General features: G+C 39.1%; 13 protein-coding genes and 1 riboswitch. Of the genes, 4 read left to right on the top strand and 9 right to left on the bottom strand.

All coding sequences use genetic code 11. From position 1 onward, the window contains the following. Window positions 1–129 precede the first annotated feature (129 nt). Window positions 130–1,386 carry a pitrilysin family protein gene (locus SULAR_RS06395; RefSeq protein WP_008244186.1) on the top strand — a complete coding sequence of 419 codons (1,257 nt, stop codon included), beginning with the start codon at window positions 130–132 and terminating at the stop codon, window positions 1,384–1,386. Between the two features lie 73 nt (window positions 1,387–1,459). After that, the gene (gene recG, locus SULAR_RS06390) at window positions 1,460–3,268 is read left to right on the top strand and encodes an ATP-dependent DNA helicase RecG (protein ID WP_008244185.1); all 1,809 of its coding nucleotides are present in this window, start codon (window positions 1,460–1,462) and stop codon (window positions 3,266–3,268) included. Window positions 3,269–3,304: 36 nt separating this feature from the next. On the opposite strand, the gene hpf is transcribed toward recG, so the two are convergent. From hpf to SULAR_RS06360, 6 genes are all read right to left on the bottom strand, one after another. Then, complete coding sequence (gene hpf / locus SULAR_RS06385; RefSeq protein WP_008244183.1) at window positions 3,305–3,838, bottom strand: ribosome hibernation-promoting factor, HPF/YfiA family; 534 nt, start codon at window positions 3,836–3,838, stop codon at window positions 3,305–3,307. Window positions 3,839–3,930: 92 nt separating this feature from the next. Next, window positions 3,931–4,572, bottom strand: a complete 642-nt coding sequence (locus SULAR_RS11450; RefSeq protein WP_008244181.1) for a Tfp pilus assembly protein FimT/FimU — start codon at window positions 4,570–4,572, stop codon at window positions 3,931–3,933. A gap of 41 nt (window positions 4,573–4,613) precedes the next feature. Further along, on the bottom strand, window positions 4,614–5,081 hold the full coding sequence (locus SULAR_RS06375; RefSeq protein WP_008244179.1) for a hypothetical protein: 468 nt from the start codon (window positions 5,079–5,081) through the stop codon (window positions 4,614–4,616). Continuing rightward, complete coding sequence (locus tag SULAR_RS06370; protein WP_155993802.1) at window positions 5,081–5,920, bottom strand: Tfp pilus assembly protein FimT/FimU; 840 nt, start codon at window positions 5,918–5,920, stop codon at window positions 5,081–5,083. The genes SULAR_RS06375 and SULAR_RS06370 overlap by 1 nt, the downstream gene beginning before the upstream one ends. Beyond that, a complete protein-coding gene (locus SULAR_RS06365; protein WP_008244177.1) occupies window positions 5,920–6,657 on the bottom strand; it encodes a hypothetical protein in 738 nt (245 codons plus the stop codon). The genes SULAR_RS06370 and SULAR_RS06365 overlap by 1 nt, the downstream gene beginning before the upstream one ends. Before the next feature lie 3 nt (window positions 6,658–6,660). After that, window positions 6,661–10,071 carry a hypothetical protein gene (locus SULAR_RS06360; RefSeq protein ID WP_008244176.1) on the bottom strand — a complete coding sequence of 1,137 codons (3,411 nt, stop codon included), beginning with the start codon at window positions 10,069–10,071 and terminating at the stop codon, window positions 6,661–6,663. Window positions 10,072–10,159: 88 nt separating this feature from the next. After that, a riboswitch (cyclic di-GMP riboswitch) is annotated at window positions 10,160–10,234 on the bottom strand. Between the two features lie 218 nt (window positions 10,235–10,452). On the opposite strand from SULAR_RS06360, the gene SULAR_RS06355 reads away from it, so the two are divergent. Next, the gene (locus SULAR_RS06355; protein ID WP_008244174.1) at window positions 10,453–11,106 is read left to right on the top strand and encodes an outer membrane protein assembly factor BamD; all 654 of its coding nucleotides are present in this window, start codon (window positions 10,453–10,455) and stop codon (window positions 11,104–11,106) included. Window positions 11,107–11,190: 84 nt separating this feature from the next. Further along, window positions 11,191–13,608: an endopeptidase La gene (gene lon / locus SULAR_RS06350; RefSeq protein WP_008244172.1), complete on the top strand. Its 2,418-nt coding sequence runs from the start codon at window positions 11,191–11,193 to the stop codon at window positions 13,606–13,608. 67 nt (window positions 13,609–13,675) lie between these two features. Here lon and SULAR_RS06345 read toward each other — a convergent pair whose 3' ends face one another. The 3 genes from SULAR_RS06345 to SULAR_RS06335 are packed head-to-tail and all read right to left on the bottom strand — an operon-like array spanning window position 13,676 to window position 18,670. After that, complete coding sequence (locus SULAR_RS06345) at window positions 13,676–14,044, bottom strand: PleD family two-component system response regulator (RefSeq protein WP_008244170.1); 369 nt, start codon at window positions 14,042–14,044, stop codon at window positions 13,676–13,678. A 5-nt stretch (window positions 14,045–14,049) separates the two neighbouring features. Beyond that, a complete protein-coding gene (locus tag SULAR_RS06340; protein ID WP_008244168.1) occupies window positions 14,050–17,259 on the bottom strand; it encodes an ATP-binding protein in 3,210 nt (1,069 codons plus the stop codon). A 13-nt stretch (window positions 17,260–17,272) separates the two neighbouring features. After that, window positions 17,273–18,670: a hypothetical protein gene (locus SULAR_RS06335; RefSeq protein ID WP_008244166.1), complete on the bottom strand. Its 1,398-nt coding sequence runs from the start codon at window positions 18,668–18,670 to the stop codon at window positions 17,273–17,275. Window positions 18,671–18,686 lie beyond the last annotated feature (16 nt).

The raw sequence follows: 18,686 nt of genomic DNA, 5'->3' as shown, positions 1-18,686 counted from the left end.
TGGGTATTGTAGAGTAAATAAAAACCTAAAGGTTTTATATGACAAGAATTAAAATTCAGTACAGTGAGGCACTAAATGCCGAATCTTAAGAAAATAATTTTATTATGGATAGCAGTACAAGGAGTATTGATGGCAGCATTCGTTCAAGAGATAGAGCTTAAAGGGAGCAAGGTACCTGTTGTATTTGAGCAAGAGAAGTATCTTCCTATTGTGTCCATCCAACTGATCTTTCAAAATGCAGGACATTTGAGTAATACCAAAGATGGTTTGGCTGATATGTCTGCAAGGCTCATGAATGAAGGTACCTCTAAAGAGGGAAGTGTAGGATTCGCTACAAAACTTGATGCACATGCCGTAGAGATCGGTGCACATGTAGGACGTGAGAGTTTTGTGATAGAGGTCTCTTCATTAAAAAGTGAATTTCCTTATGCAGTAGAGCGTCTGGAAGAACTTTTAAAAGATCCAAATTACACCAAAGAAGCACTGTCTCACATTAAACATCAAAAGATAGGTTGGCTGACACAAAAGAAGAGTGATTTTGATTATATCGCAGGGACTTCTTTGCGTGAAACACTTTTTAAAGGGAGCGTTTTAGCCAGACCGTATGACGGTACGATCGAGAGTATAGAGAGTATATCATTGGAGGATATTCAGACATTTATCTCTACACATTTAGGGTATAACAATGCCATAGGTGTTGTGGGCGGTGATATTACTTTGGATGAAGCCCAAGGGTATCTGACAAAACTTCTTGCAGTATTGCCAAAAGTGGAAGAGAAAGAAATAAAAAGTATTCAAGCTTCAGATAAAAAAGAAGTGGTACTCATCAATGAAGATACACAACAGGCCTATATCTATTTTGGTGCACCGTTCAACTACAGTTATAAAGAAAAAGATCAATACCTAGCAAAAATCGCAGAATATCTTCTGGGGGGTGCCGGGTTTGGTTCACGTCTGATGGAGGAGATACGTGTGAAACGCGGGCTCACTTATGGGGTCTATTCCTCATTCAGACGTACAAAACCGGTTTCTTATTTGAGCGGATATATGCAAACAAAGCTTAGTACGCAAGATGAGGCAAAAGAGCTGATACAAGAAGTGGTAGACACTTTTGTCAAAGAGGGGATCACCCAAAAGGAGCTTGATGATACTAAGAAGTTTTTACTTGGTTCTGAGCCCTTACGTACAGAAACACTTTCCCAGAGACTGCATAGGGCCTTTAATGACTATTACTATGGGAGACCGCTTGATTTTAGTAAAGAGCAGTTAAAAAAGATCGAGTCTGTTACACTGGATGAAGTCAATGCCTTTATCAAAGTACATACAGAGTTGTCAGATATTACTTTCAGCATTGTCACAAAAAAGGAAGCTTCTCCTAAAAAATAATATGTCAAATTGACATATTATTCCTTTTGTCTCTAAAACTTTTGTATAATCATTAAAACAGAAGGGAATAGGGATGGAAGAGGCAAAACAACTTTTTAAAAAACTCAAAATTCACTCTTTGCTTGATCTAGCACTGATCATCCCGACTTCTTACAACGATACGACACTTTCAACTACCCTGGAGCTAGGTAAGATCAATACCATTGAGGCCAAAGTAGTTGATTCGAGTGTTTACGCGGGAAAATTGCGTGTCACTTTTAATCTCACACGATCAGGCAGACGGCTCTCTTCTACATTTTTCAGGGTCACCCCGTACCACCATAAACTTTTTGAAGTAGGGTCAAGCCATGTGATACAAGGCAGATTGGAAGAGTATAAGGGCTACTTGCAAATGTCACAGCCCAAATCTATCAAAACGATAGGAAAAATAACACCTAAGTACAAAACTGTACTCAAAGAGAGTGAGATCTCTTCACTTATTGAGTGTTATGTTAATGAACAAAATCTCTATCATGAAGGTTTGGACAGTAAAGAGGTTTCTACACTGATGCATATACATTTTCCAAAAAGTATGGAAGAGGTGTATGAGGGTACGACCTTCAAGCCTGACTTTATCAGTGTACTGAAGTTTGTTGAAGCCTACAATCATATGAAAAAATTACGGGGTAAAAGAGCAGATTTCCCTGCACACAGATCACTGACAGGCAGTATAGAATCATTTGTGAATCATTTGCCTTTTACGCTGACACACGAACAACAGGAGGTCATAGCACAGATACGATCGGATTTGGCAAGAGAAGACAAAGCAGCCAAACGCATGGTCGTTGGTGATGTGGGTTCTGGTAAAACGATGGTGATACTTGCCTCAGTGATGATGGCACTACAGCATAAGAGTATATTGATGGCACCTACATCACTGCTTGCACTGCAACTCTATGAAGAGGCATGTAAACATTTGCCAAAAGATATCAAAGTGGCACTGGTCATGCAAGGCAAAGACCAGGGAAATTACAAAGAGGCAGATTTTATCATTGGAACTCATGCACTGCTATTTAAAGAAGACCTGCCCCAGGCTTCTTTGGTCATGGTCGATGAACAACACCGTTTTGGTACTAAGCAGCGACAGAGTTTGGAAGCGTTGGTCAGTGCAGGTGAGAAAAAACCGCACTTTATACAGTTCTCAGCTACCCCGATACCAAGAACACAGGCGATGATGGAGTCTGAACTTCTTGATGTCAGTCTCATCACTACCACACCTTTTGAACGTGAAGTCTTGACTCAGACCATAAGTAAGCAGGATTTTCCCAATCTTTTGACACATATCAAAGATGAGATTGCCCAAAAGCATCAGGTGCTCATCATCTACCCTTTGGTAGAAGAGAGTAGTGAGGTTCCGTATCAGTCTTTGGAAGAGAGTCGGGGCTTTTGGGAAGAGAAGTTTGAGAATGTCTATGTCACACATGGTAAGGATAAGGATAAAGAGGATGTATTACTTGAATTCAGAGAAAAAGGGGATATACTCTTAGCCACAACAGTGGTTGAAGTGGGTATCTCATTGCCAAGGCTTACACTTATCGTGATCGTAGGTGCAGAACGGCTTGGACTTGCTACACTGCATCAACTCAGGGGTAGGGTAGGCCGTAATGGGCTAAAGAGCTGGTGTTATCTTTACTCCAACACTGCAGAGAATTTCAGGCTTGAACAGTTTGCACGAACGAACAATGGTTTTGATATCGCGAAACTGGATCTGAAATTTCGTGACAGTGGTGATATACTGGACGGTACGATACAAAGCGGTCAGCGGTTCAAATGGCTGGATATGGCTGAAGATGAAGCAGTAGTTGTTAGGGCAAAAAATAGATTAATAAGTGTGGGAATTTGATCCCCAGGGCATCCTGGAGAACTTAAGAAAGGGATTTTAATAAAGTCCGAATCTACCATCCGCTCTTTTATACATGACACGCATCAATCCCTCATTGTCATTAAAGACAATAAATTGTCTTTTTTTCTCAGCTTGTAGTGCCTCTATCGCTTCGTCAAAATCAAGAGGTTTGTGTAACTCGAGGTCCATTGGGACAATCTCTACTTCCTCTGTTGTTAATTCACTGACAGCTTCAGCTTCTTCTCCCAGATCCCTAAAACTCATGATTTTATGATCTTTTATTTTATCGGCATGTCTTCTAAGTGATTTTTTCACTCTTTCTATGGCCAGATCCATAGCGGCATACACATCTTTATCTACTTGGGTGATAACGATCGTATTTTTATCTTTAAGGTTAATAATGAACTCTGTGACAAAGCCTTTTTTCCCATTCTTTTCACTCGCTGAGATCACAGTACTTGCAGAAATAATGTCTAAGTGATATTTTTCCAGGCTATCAATAGCTGCTTCAGCATAAGTCTTGATAGGCTCAGTAAGTTCGAAATGTCTTCCCGTTATACTTTTGTTCATAATATATCCTTAATGTTAAAGTATAGATATATCGCTATATCCATACTTAATTTTAACTTAAGATACTTAATGAAAGGTAAATAGAAAAGAGATTAAGAATCTAATTGGCCTACGATGAAAGCATAGCCTGTTTCAGGATTTATTTGGATGGAGAAGGTATCATCATCTGACATTGTAAAGGTAAATGTACATGCTGTATTCATATAGCTTCCATAGGTAGGTGCAGTAGAACCTGAGAAGCTGACATGAGGTCTACCCAAATGGTCAAAACCTATATCTTGAACCCCAGCACATCCATTTGCACCAGCGATAGCTTTGATACCGAACTTTTTTGTAAGAAAGATACGGTCACTGGTATTGCTGTCACCTCCATCAGCACAGTTTGTAGAGTTGTCCCAATACATTATCTTGCCATTCACTGGATCCATCGCTGACTCTGTTTCAGATATGTCCCCATCATAGCCTACATCTGTTCCTATATTGGTAAACAAACCATTATCACTACATGGTTCAAAAGATATTTTCCAAAAAGCTCTTTGCCATTTTGGTTCATCGAATTTATGTTTAGAACTCATCAATGCCAAATGTTGTGTGTATCGAATGTCTGAGAGTACACTATCTGCTGCTTCTTGTTTGATGTCACGCTCAAATCTTGGCAGGGCAAGTGCGGCCAATATACCTAAAACGACAATGACCAAAACCAGTTCGATCATCGTAAAAGCTGATCTTTTCATAGAGATTCCTTTTGTAGTAAAAATATTCACATGTATCATTTTTAAATCTTCTGTAATGTTCTTTTATGATAGGTAACCCATGGGGCACTTGTATTATCTGCCTCTTTATACTCTACATACACATCTACAATGATATTGAGTGGTGAATTAGCTTCATTGACACTATTGCTAAAAACTGTAGAACATGTACCGACTTCTGCATTATGGCCGATATAAGCAATACGTGCACGAATACGATAGCCATTTCCATTGGCTGGATTAGATCCGACAGTACCGTCGATATCACTCAGACAGTTAGTCGTTCTATCATTGGCTGTGACTGCCATAATGGCATATTCTGTATAACTTTTGGCCAACAGAGCCGCTTGTTCTCTTTGGTACTGTGTTGTTGTCTCTTTTACCATTTTCCCTGTCATGTTCATCACAAGCATCGCTACAGTCGCCATAAGAACAATGACAAATAGTGCGGTCAATAGGGAAAAAGCATTACGTTTGGATTTTAATATCATTAGAAGACCGCCTTTTCTTTACATGATGTGATATTGAAATCTTCACCAATGTTCTCTTGTTTACATACTTTAAATCGGGTGGTACGTCCTGCACCCTGGAACTTGAAATTCGTCACGTTCTTAAGTAGCAGAGACTTGATGTTCCCTATAGCAGCTGCCGGTGTAGGAGAAAAATTGTAATAAAGGTAGAGGTCTCCATTTTCAACAACCAGAGCATAAGAGCTCCAAGAGAGTTTATAGTGCTCAAATATTCTTGGGGCATTGGTACCAAGTGTAATGGTCTCTCCTGTTCCTGTAGTTATATCATAGGCTGTAGTATCATAAGGGAAGTAAAGGTATGCATTTGTAATACTTTTCACAGGCGTAGCACTTTTCGATAGATTGCCGATAATAGTACTGGCCAAACCTAGATTTGAACCTGGTGTACTGATACTGTTTGTTGTACTTGTATTGATATCACAAAAACCACTCCACCCAGGTTTACGGTCTGTAGCACTGGAAATGGCTTCAAAACTGTCGCCATCATAGGCAACCCATTGGAGCACAGTATAGGCATCAGGGGAACTGGCCATGGTCTCACTAAGCTCCTCTGGGGTACCTGTTTTACCTACTCTACGGATAACTGTACCAGGGATCGCATAGCGCAAACGATTGGCAACTTCAGTCGCGACAAGTTCTGTTTTAAGAGAAGCACGATGCTGTGCTCTTTGCAATACATAACTTTGATATACATTTGCAATGATCTCAGCACCCAAAGAAGAGACGATACCAAGTATCACGATGACAAAAATAAGCTCAAGAAGAGAAAAAGCTGATCTATTCATTCGGTTATGCATCATTAAAATCCTCTCTCTGCTAATGTATATCCACCTATATTACATGAAAAAGCATGTAATATGATTTGTTTATCCAATTCTGTAACTCCACTGGTGCTTGTGAGCGTCACAGTGATTCTTTTTATATTGGTACTGGTTCCCGAATTCGCTGTAAAGTTAGGCGTGAATGTGATTTTATTATCAGCTCCAGGGTCTGCATAGCTTCCGCTTCCTGGGGTGTCAGGAATATAGGCAACCACTGCATTGATATTAATAGTGGTTTTTTCTACATTATCTGCTACTGCAGTGTCGATCTCTGTGAGATCTGTATTGCCTGAAAAATCATCGATATCATCTTTTTCTGTCTCCGTTCCATCAGCAGCACCAAATGTGGCAAGGGCTGATGCAGCAAGGTCATCTGTTCCATCAGAACGTATAAAGGCACGGTAACTCTCTTCAGGTGTTCCTAAACGACGACCTGTATTTCCATCTTCATCTAAATCACCATTCCCTGAGGTTACCTGTAAGATAGGGTCGACATAACGCTCATCCGCATCATTTTCATCCCAGTGATATCCCATGATCATATTCAGATGTGAAGCAGCTTCATGGATGGCCTCTTGTTGGATAGCAACAAAGCCACTTTTAGTAGAAGTACTTATGAGCATCGGAGCAGACATCAGTACGATACCCATGACCACGATGGCAAAGATCAACTCTAACATAGCAATAGCAGGTCGTTTAAGTGTAGTGTTTAGCATTGTTTACCACCCCAATCGTCTATTTTTCTTTGTACTAGCATCAGTATCAACCACATGTCCGGTATCACCATAGCCTGCCCAGCCGCTTTGACCTATGAAACGGACGCGGTAAAAAGGAATTGGTGTCTCATTTTTATCTTTATTATAAACAAGCCATCTGTTTGTATCTGCTCCAAAGGTAATATCAACATTTAGAGGGCGTATAGTGGCCGTTGCTGAAACTCTAACATCAGGATCATTCACACCTCCACTATCGTTAATAGCTACGGCAGCAGGGTCAGTAGGTGAAACACTCCCCCCAGTACTTGCATTTAAGGTAATATTCCCATCATTCTCATTTGTAACATGTCCAAGTGAAAGATACCAGTTATATTCATCTGTTTGTCCAAATGTGGTATTTGTTATATTGTATACAGCAGAACATGTAACAGGGTCTTGATCACAATAAATGACAATTGAAATTGGGGTGTCTACAAAGTTTGCAGTGACATCATCATAAAAATATTGAGAAGGTTTAGCTCTACCATAGACAAATGTAACATCATGGTCAAGTATGATATCCCCAAAGATTTGGTGATCACTTTGGAGATCGGCTTTGATATTCGTTGGATTTGTTTTATAGGTGATGTTAAAGTCATGGAATTCTATATATCTGGGGTTTAGTGTGTTATTATAATCACGTTTAAAGTTGTATCCCAAGTCCATAGTGATGGCACCTAACATAGGTTTTACAAAGAAAGTTCCATTTTGGTCAATAATCAATGGTACAGTGCTACTATTATGATCTCCTACTTCAAAGTGATCATCTAAAAGATAACCTGAAACAGGAACAGGTCTATAAATATCTGTTTTATCGGTCGTGTTATGGTCCTTTAAACTATATGAGAGGAATGGTGTTTTGCTTGAGGAAGGTTCAGGACTGTTATAGGTAAAACTAAGAGCCATATTGAGATCATCCGCATAACATCCCGTAACGAAATTACTGAGGCTACCAATGTCATTATACCCTGCGGCAAAGAATGTACCATTCATATTGTAGCTCATATCCGTGTTATTTTCATCCATCGTAGGCGGTGTATCGATATAGACAAAGGTTTGCCCATTGGTCCTTGTGTAGGGACCTACATTGGGATTGATCGGATTGCTACCGTTAAGATCGAATTTGTAAGGATGCACACGCAATGCAATATCTTTGTATTCTAGATTATTGTTAATATTAGTGTGGTTATCAGAGGAGATATCACACCCACTTACATTAGTAAGATTCTCTCCACTAAATCCTGTTAGTGTATTCTGACTAGGTACGGCAGATGTACCCCAAACACAATCTCTCCCCGTTAGAAAGTACCCAGCCCCTTGTCCTGTTGTATGATGTGTCATGAGTGTCGGATCCCAGTCAACTCTAGTCCATAGCCTGTCAAACATAGTTAAATTGTATTTACCAACTTGATCACTGCTGAGATTGAGATCTGCTCCTCCGTTGAGCAATGTTACTGTTTTATTGTGATCTGCTGTGTCATTACAGTAGGTTGATGATGGATTGACTGATGCAGGCCATGCCAATCTAAAAGAACGTTGACTGTCATTTCCATCCATAAAAAATCCCACATTATAACCAGGTGTTGCGTTATCATCTACGTGATTGGCCGCACGAATTTGAAGTGCATAGTTGTATCCAGCTGCCACATGATATGGCGTATTATTTGTATGATTTCTGTTTTGATTTCCTGCCAAATTATCATTGATAGCAATGAGGCTTTGTTGTGTGGGATCATTCTGATTTTGGTCATTCAGAGTCATACGGTAGCTCTCTGGCCGTATGGCAAAGTTGTCACGTGAACAGAGGAAGTTGACATCAAACCCATAAATACATTCCATGCAGGTTGCCAATTCCCCTGGTGTCATTGCAGAAGCTGCAGCAGTACCGGCATTGTTACAAAATTGTGGAATTTTATCTATATTTTTAGAATTACCATCAACATCTTGCGCACAATTCCCACCATTATACTTAATGGCTTCCGTAAAATTCTTAACATTATAACATGTCCCTGCACCGGCTTGAGGTGGACAAGTGACTGCTTCAGTATTTAGTAAATCGCCACTTCCCGCACCATTATATGTAATTCTGAAGGCAGCATTTTCTCTTGCAATACTGTAAAATTCGGGTGCAGTAGAGATGAATGGACCATTGATTGGAATCTGGTCAGAGAGAGCACCATTGGCAATGGCATCGGTAATGGTAGTATAATCAAAATCTGTACGTGAGACGTTGTTATCAAAGGTAAGCCATATACGAGGTGTTAGTGCACTATCATATTGCGCACAGGAAGTAGCAATTCCGCCATGTTTTGCCGCATCGATTAACTCTACAGCAACAACAGTAGAGACATTTTTTCTCTGATAAACATCATCCGCTTCATAGGCAGCTACTACAAGATCACCTACACGATTGGCTGTTTGTGTTGGAAGATTATATTTGTCTAGATACGTGAGTATACTGTCTTCTACATTGAAGATACCATAAGCAGGTGTATAATTTAAGGAATTATTGTTACATAAAGGTATTGTACTATCAATGACAATATTGTTACCCGTATAATTCAGTCTGACATTGAGAGGTATATCAATTTCATTTCCCAGAGGTGATAAATCATAATTCAGATAGAAAAAGTCTCTACTGATGACATCATTGATAGCTATGTCATTGTTGTAGCTTGCACTACTGTTGACATCAGTTACATTCGTGGGTGTAAGCTCTCCAGGCTGCGTGACCCAGGTAGAATTGGGAACATAAGTAGCTTGAGATACATTTATATCAAAGATATCAACGGTTAAATTTTCCATGGCAGTATCTGCAGGATCTATATTTTGTATATAGAGCTCGACAGTGATATTGTCATTCGTGAGCCCTGTACCTTGGATACGGGGGTCAAAAGAGCCATCATTCTCTTCGGTCAAGTATACGTCATTTTGTTTGTATGCATAATCATAACAGATATCTACAGGAAGAGCAGGTTCAAAGTTTAAGGTGATATTGTAGTCAGCATCATTGTGGAAATATTCCGCATGAATATAGAGAGTTTCTGTATCCGTTACATTAACAGTTACATATCCACTTGTTTCACCATTACCGATACTCAAAATCCCATCATCGTCACATGCATCCTTACTTACATAAATATTTATCTTTTCAGTGGCACTAAAGCTTAGCGTTATTTGTCCGTAATCACCAGGGGTATACCTATAATAATCATCTTCATTTGTATCGTCTATGAGTGCTGCATTAAGAACACTGCCAGATATAACACTACCAGGACATGAATTAGATGCGGCAGTGAGTTGAGATGTGTGAAGTAGTAGAAAGAGAAGAGATGGCAATAGATATAATTTAAAAATTTTACTCAAATTGTTCATGATAATACCCTTTAATGCTCATCTATTATATAAGCTAAATTTGTGTATGTACATTTGAGAAATGATGATATAAGCATGATGGCTTACGATTGGTAACCTGGCTATCTGCTAGAGACCCATGGCTTTCCGTCCTTACTTCACAGTAAGTTTGGCTTTTTCTCTGTAATACTAAATTAAAGAATATCATAGTTAATATAAAATTGATATTAAATAATAATTAATTATATCATATTCTCGTTGTACAAGCGTTACCTTTTTACTTTGTGAATTTGAGATACCCCTATAAGAGCCATCTTTTTGGAATTATCTATACTAGCTAATACGCTTTTTACATACTTTGAGCTATTATATATATTATTAGATTTTAATTTAGGGAAAGATATGAACTTGAAGAAAAGTGTGTTTGTAGGTATGGCTGCAGCGATATTATTTTTATTTGTGGGGTGTGGGGAGGAGAAGGAAGTGGCTGAATTTAATAAACCGGCACTCTATTGGTATCAGAAGATAGCCAACAGTATTACGAGCGGAAATTTGGATAAGGCTGATGCCTATTATATATCTCTAAAGAGTGAACATATGCGTTCACCCCTTATGCCGACCTCTTTGATGATGCTTGCTCATGCACATATGAATGCGGAAGAGTACCTGCTTGCGAACTATTATCTTGATGAGTATAATAAACGTTTTGGCGAGTATGAGAGCCGTGAATATACAGACTTCATGAAACTCAAAGCGTCGTTTTTAGGTATCAAAGATGTCTATAAAGATCAAAAGCTCATTATGGACAGTATCGCTACGGCTAAAGTATATATCAACCGTTATCCGGGCTCCCCTTATGCACCGCTTGTTAATACGATGCTGATAAGATTACATATGAGTCAATATCTGCTCAATGAAAATATCGCAGCACTCTATGACCGAACAGGAAAAGAAGAGGCAGCCAAGATCTACAGAGAGAAAAATAAAGGCTCAGTGGTTGAAATGACTGATATTACGCCACCTGAAAAAGGCATCATAGGTTATGTCTTCGACTAATCTTTAAAATGCAGGAACACAACACCTTTTAAGGGTGTGTTTGATATATAAAACAAAATTTAATATTTTTAAAGGAGCAACATTATGCAACTCAGTGATTATGATGCATTTCCGACTACCTTGCCTATAGTGGTTGAGGATGAACTTTTCCTCTACCCATTTATGATAAGTCCCATCTTTCTTACAGACCAAAAAGATATCGATGCAGCAGCCGATGCTATGGAAAATAACTCGTTACTCTTTGTGACTTCTTCTATGCCTGGTAAAGAGGGTACACATGATTTTGATACTATGTATAAAGTAGGAGTGATCGGGTCGATCATGCGAAAAGTACATATACCTGATGGCAGGGTCAAGATACTTTTCCAGGGACTTGCCCGTGGAAAGATCGTTGAACCTCAAGAAGGTCCTTTTAACCGTGCTGTGATAGATGTGGTCACGTTAGAGAGTTATAATAAGCTTAAAGCAGATGCGTTGATGGATATTCTCAGAGACAAGGTCAAAAAACTTTCTGCTCTGAACAGTCAAATCCCTGCGGATCTTGTACGTACCATAGAGGAAAATGATGAGCCGAACCGTATCGCAGACTTGGTCTCTTCTATGTTGAAACTGGATAAAGAAGTCGCTTATGTTCTTTATGTGGAGATGAATATAGAAAAACGTCTCCTGGGGCTCATTGACATAGTCACCTCTCAGATAGAGTCTGCAAAAGTGCAGCGTGAGATACGTACAAAAGTGCATTCGAAGATAGAACAGACCAATAAAGAGTATTTCCTTAAAGAACAGCTCAAAGAGATACAGCAAGAGTTGGGTATGGATACACAAAGGGAAGAGGAGATCGCTAACTTTAGAGAAAAGATAGCAGAACTCAAGCCTCATATGCAAGAGGATGCGTTTAAAGAGATCAGCAAACAGTTAGACCGTTTTGCCCGTATGCATCCTGACTCTGCTGATGCCAATGTACTTCAGAGTTATCTGGAATGGGTACTTGAACTTCCATTTGGAAAGTTAACCAAGAAAAATCTCAGTGTGAAAGATGTGTCACTTGAGCTCGATAAAGACCATTACTCTTTGGAAAAACCAAAAGAGCGTATCGTTGAGTTTTTCTCCGTTCGTGAATTGGCAGAGCTTAGAGGTATCAAACAAAAAGAGACTGGAGGTGTCATACTCTGTTTTGCAGGACCTCCGGGTGTAGGTAAAACTTCACTTGCCAACTCCATCGCTACGGCATTGGGAAGACCGCTTGTGCGTATGGCACTGGGTGGACTTGAAGATGTTAATGAACTGAGAGGACACCGAAGAACCTATGTAGGAGCAATGCCTGGACGTTTAGTGCAGGGATTGATAGAAGCCAAAAGCATGGACCCGGTCATCGTACTTGATGAGATAGATAAAGTAGGACGCAGCATGAGAGGTGACCCTACTGCAGCGCTGCTTGAGATACTTGACCCGGAGCAAAACAGTAAGTATAGAGATTATTATCTCAATTTCAACATTGATCTGAGTAAAGCTATTTTTATTGCGACTGCAAATGACGTGGGACGTATACCTGCACCACTGCGTGACAGGATGGAGTTTATAGGGTTGAACTCCTATACACCTAAAGAGAAGTTTGAGATCGCAAAGCGCTATCTCATACCTCAGGAACTGAAAAAACATGCGCTAAAGAATAGAGAGTTTTCCATTACAGATAAAGCACTAAAAACACTGATAGATGAATATACCAGAGAAGCTGGGGTACGGAATTTACGCCGTAGGATTGCCGGCTTAATGAGAAAAGGTGCAAGACAACTACTAGAAGATAAAACAAAAGAGTCGATAAGCATCACAAGAAAGAACCTGGAGAAGTTTACAGACAAAAAAGTCTTCGAGATATCGCAAGTAGACAGTAAGCCTCAAGTCGGAATTGTCAGTGGTTTGGCTTGGACAGCGGTGGGGGGAGATGTTTTAACCATTGAAGCCATTAAGATCAAAGGTAAGGGAGCATTACAGCTTACCGGTAGTTTAGGTGATGTGATGAAAGAGTCTGTGCGTATCGCACATTCTGTTGTGAAGATATTGATAGACAATGGAGAACTACCTATCTCTCCTTCCATCATTCCTCATAGTGCAAAAGAGAGAGAAGAGCGTATCGTAGTGGATCCAAGTGAAGTCTATAAGCGTTATGACCTCCATATCCATGTACCTGAAGGAGCAACGCCGAAAGATGGCCCAAGTGCGGGTATCGCCATGGTAAGTGCCATCGCTTCCATCTTAAGCGGACAAAAGATAGATAATAAAGTCGCTATGACCGGTGAAGTCACACTGACAGGAAAAGTATTGCCTATAGGTGGGCTCAAAGAGAAATTGATCGCTGCGTACAAAGCAGGAGTTGAAAAGGCGCTCATCCCAATGAAGAACTATGAACGTGATCTGGATGATATTCCTGATGAAGTAAAGAATAATGTAGAAGTTATTGGGGTGTCTCGTATTGAAGAAGTATTGAAAGAGATATTTGTATAATAAGGCGATTTTTTATAGAGTTTAACCAGCCTTATGGCTGGTAGGATTTATTGTTGTAAGAGATCAGTTAGTTTGCCCACTGGTCTATTTTTTCATAGAGATTATCTTGCATAACAGGTTTACGCAAGAAGTCGTTTGCCCCATTATCATAGACTTCTGTTTTACGTGTATCATCCGTAGAGAGTACAATAACAGGTACATGTGCATTATTCATATCAGATCTAAAGATCTTCAAAAACTCTATCCCATCCACAACTGGCATCATAATATCCAAGAGTATCATATTGATACTAGGATCTTTCTTCATTTTATCTAAGGCGTCAGACCCATTTTCTGCCTCTATGATCTCTGTTACTTTTGGATTCTTTTTTAAAAGAGTCTGTATGAGCTTTCTGTTGATGAAGTCATCATCAACAACAAGTACTTTTAATGCCATGTTTCTTATCCTCTATACTTTGTGATTATGTTTTCTATCTCTTCTTTAGAAGCAGTACTTGAGATGGTTTCACCCTTTTGTACATTGACTTCTTGAGGAGCATTTGTATTGCTTGATGAAATTATAGCTACATTTCCATTAGAGTGGCTGATACTTTCTGTAACTAGGTCTGTATCAGTAAAGAGTATATCATAGTCGCCTGATGCCAATGTGTTCTCTAACATCTCCATATCATCCAATGTATCATAGTCATGTCCTAGATTTTCCAAAACTTTTGCTAAAACTCTACGAGCCAGCAATAATTTTTTAGCAATCAGGATCTTTTCTTTTTTAGGTGTTTCAATATTCTCTACTGCAGGCTCGTCAAGCGTGAGTTCTGGTTCATCAGAGATCTCAGCTGTCGGAGTGATACTCTCTTCAGATGTTTCAACCACTGTTTCTTCTGTTTTGGTAGCTTCTGCAGTTTCGCCAATTGCTTTGTCTGATAAGAACTTGTTAAGTATATAAAGTAGTTCAGTCGTTTCAATAGGCTTAGTGATATACTCATCCATACCCTCGGCCAAGAATCGCTCTCTGTCACCCTTAAGGGCATTGGCTGTTAAAGCTACGATCGGGATATGTGCTAACTCTTCATCCTCTTCATAGTCAAGGATCTCATGTGTCGCTTCAATACCATCCATCACAGGCATTTGAATATCCATAAAGAGGAGGTCATAATCACCACTTCTACGTTTTTCAAAGGATTCAAGACCGTTATTTGCGATATCCACGGTAATCCCATGCTCTTCAAGTATACGTCTAATAAGTTTCTGGTTAATAATATTGTCTTCTGTCACTAATACTTTAGCATCAAATCTGGTCTGTTGTACTGCTGCTGCTTCTTCAATACGCTGAGGCGCTATAGTCGCAGTATTGTTCAAGACAGTTTTTAGTTTACTGAGTGTAACCGGCTTAAAGAGAACATGGCTTTGATCAATATCCAGTGCTTCAACCTTATTACGGCTTGTAACATTGGCAATAATAATGAGTTTCGATTTATCCATATTTTCAATAGCATCAAGCATGTTTTGTCTTGCTTTGTCAATATCGATCCAGTAGTTCTTACAGGTATCATTGTAATCAAGCTCTTTGAGTTCAGCTATGGATTCAAAATGTTTGACAGTTGGTCCAAAGTATTCAAACCATTTTTCTAGATTTTTGTCTAGTTTTGTCGGAACATCCTGCTCATATTTACCTAGGACAAGATCGTTGAATGCATTTTCATAATTAACCTCAGTAGATGCAACCTCTTCTAATGGTAGTGAGAAGAAGAATGTTGTACCGTAGTCTTTAGCACTTTCAAGTTCAAGTTTTCCACCCATAAGTTCAACGAATTGACTAGAAATAGTCAAACCTAGACCTGTACCACCATACTTTCTTGTGACCGATACATCGGCCTGAGAGAAGGCATCAAAAATACGAGATTGTTGGTCTTTGGTCATACCAATACCGTTATCTCTAACACTGAACTTCACTCTATTCACACCATTTTCATCTGTCTCTTTGACAATATCAAGATTGACTTCTCCACCGTAACTTGTAAACTTAACGGCATTGGAAAGAAGGTTAATCACAATCTCTTTGATCTTCGTCGGATCACCTTTGAGTTTTGCAGAAATCGTTGGATCCATGTAGTAGTTCATGTCAATATTTTTCTCTGTTGCTGCAACTGCATAGGTCTCAACTGCACTCTCAAACTCTTCAGCTGCATCAAATACGATACTTTCAATCTCGACCTTGTTACTTTCAATTTTTGAAAGGTCGAGAATGTTATTGATAATACTAAGAAGGTTTTCAGAACTTTTATCAATAATTGAAAGAAACTCTTCTTGTTCTTCAGTAAGATTCGTACTACGTAAGATCTCTGTAAATCCAACAATACCGTTCAGAGGTGTACGAATCTCATGTGACATGTTTGCGAGGAAAAGTGATTTTGCTTCATTGGCCTGGAGGGCAATAAGTTTATCATCTTTTGCTGTTTCAACAAGGTCCTCAAGGAATTTATAGGCTTCTTTTGTACCTTCATGCGTATCAAGGTCGATATTTTCAATCGCATGTGAATCTGATGCAAGGTATTGATCACTGGCTTTCATCTCTTCAACCGCTTTGTTCAATACGTCTTCAAGCTCTTTAATGTTTCTTGTAATATCTCTTGCTGTTGTGTACCCCAGGTAGGCCAAAATAAAACTCAGCAACCAGATAGCGCCTGCGATAGCAAGAAGCAAAAGTTGTTTATCAAGATAGAGGTTACTTTTTTTCCATAGAGCATTTGAAACCACGAGTTCTGCTTTTGAAAGCAGTGCGATCTTCTGTGTCTGCAATGCAAACCAGTCCATAACTTCTTCTGCATAGTCACCGTTATCGATATCTGTCTGGATCGCAGATGATGTCAGAGCCAGGTCATTCATCACTTCTTTGGCATGATCGTTATAGAGGACTTTTTCCAGTTGTGTACGCAATGCATCATTGTTTACCTGTTTGAGATCAAAAATATGTGCTTTTGTTTTGAATTCATCCCATAATGCAATTTCCTCAAATGAGAGAGAAGATCTTTTTGCCATATAATATGCAATAAATCCTCTTTCAAGTCCACTGTACTCCTGAGCTGTATAAATTTGTGTAAGTGTATCGATCAGTCCTGAAATATCTGTATCAAGTGCATACTTCTTAAGTATCAGGATCTTGTCAAGCGTTGGTGTAGATAGACCGTTTCTATAGGTTTGAAAAAACGTCGTTTTAAAATCTACATTTTCAGCATCTATCTTTTTTCTGGCTTCGGGAAGTTTATCTATATTGGCTACTAGCAGTGTATAAGGGTCTAATGCTTTTGCCGCCCCTCCTTCTAATAGTTCAACTAAGAATGGAAGGTATACCTTTTTGTCTGTGATGATTTCATATTTGAGGTTTTCAAAAGACTCATCTAGTTTCTCACGTTGTTTGATAAGTGCATCCGCATACATTTTCTTATCGCTTCCAAGATATAAGGCTGTTAATCCGTTCTCTTTACCGATTTCGATAAGTGATTTGTCCAAAGCACCATTGTTGATCAATGTCGTTTTCAGTGCATTAGCCTTTTCATAGTTTACATATGAAGTTACAAAGAAATAACTTGATAGTAGAATGAGTAGAGAAATTGGTACCAGACCAATAAGTTTGAGTCTATTACGTATAGTCATAGTGTATTTCCTTTTATTTTGCTAGCGCATTTATTTGAATTTCGAAAGACAAAAAGTGTCCCCAATAGTCTTTGATCAAAGCTTCTAAAGTACTGCTGTCTTCACAAAACTGTATCTTATAGAGCGTATCAGAGAGTGGATTGATACGAAGGTTACTTGCTGCACCTTTAAGCAGATGTCCTATTTTCTGAATGGCATCCAGATCGCCCTCTTCATAGGCTTTGAGCATATTTTTGGTCTCAATATGACATTGCTCGATAAAATCATGTACAAATTCTTCAATAAGGTCAACCGGTAAAGAGAGATCATTAGCAGCTTCTTCAAGTTGAAAGTCAAAGTGAATAGGTTTGATACCTTCAAGTGAAATCGTACCAAATCCCTTTTCATTGATAGGCGCTTCTAGTTCAACTTCTTTTTCTTCTACATCGAAAAGATCCATCTTATCTTCTTCTTGGGTATCAAGGAGTGTCATTTCAGGTTCTGCTTGAGAAGTTGGTGTTGTAGTGATTCTTGAGAGAGTTGCGTAAAAAGATTCTACAGTTGCTTTTAGCTCATCTGCAGGTACAGTATCTATTTTGGCTATGATGTCTCCGATAACCGGTAGTTGTAATACCTCACCAAGATGGGAAAGTGTTGCAACAGCATTGGAACGTTTTGTACTCTCTTCACTCTGTAGATCCTGCTCAAGTCCCAGTGCCGTATCGATATATTCATTGAGGAATGTATCGTAGTCTTCATGAGAAATACCGATCTGTTGACACACTTTATCGATATCTACAAGAATTTCAGCACTCTCTTCTGACACAGTTTTCTCACTAGCTACTTCCTCTTCTTTATCGGATAAGCCCAAGTCAAGGATCTCTGTATCTTCGGTCATAATATCGAGTGGTGCTTCTACCGTTTCAACACTGCGCTCTGTCTCCTCTTCCATAACAAGGTCAAAGAGTTCGTTATCCTCTATGGCAAGCTCCGCCTCTTTACTTGTATCTTGACTACCAAGAGGAGTGATACTTTCTGTTTCCTCTTCCATGACAAGATCAAAGAGTTCGTTGTCATCGATAGCCACTTCTTTTTCTTCACTGCTTTCCTCTATTTCGAGAGGTGCGATATTTTCTATAGTATCATCAAGCGTTAATACCGATAGATCATCTTCAGCAGCTTTTTCCTCTTCTGTTTGGATTTCAACCAATGTGATACGACCAAGCATACTTGAAAGGGAAGTTTTAGAGACCGGAAACATTGTATCATCTTGACCTGTTGTGATCTTGATATCTGTTTCGGATAAATCAAATCTTGTATCGCCTAATGCAATTTTTAATGATAATTCATCTATATGCGATAAACCGCATAATTCCAATAGACTCTTATCTGCAGCGATAATTTGATTTGTTTCATTTAGTATATAGTACATTTTGTTGACAACCTCT

The organism is Sulfurovum sp. AR (assembly GCF_000296775.1).
GTDB lineage: Bacteria > Campylobacterota > Campylobacteria > Campylobacterales > Sulfurovaceae > Sulfurovum > Sulfurovum xiamenensis.
This window is presented reverse-complemented; position numbering and strand designations above follow the sequence as displayed.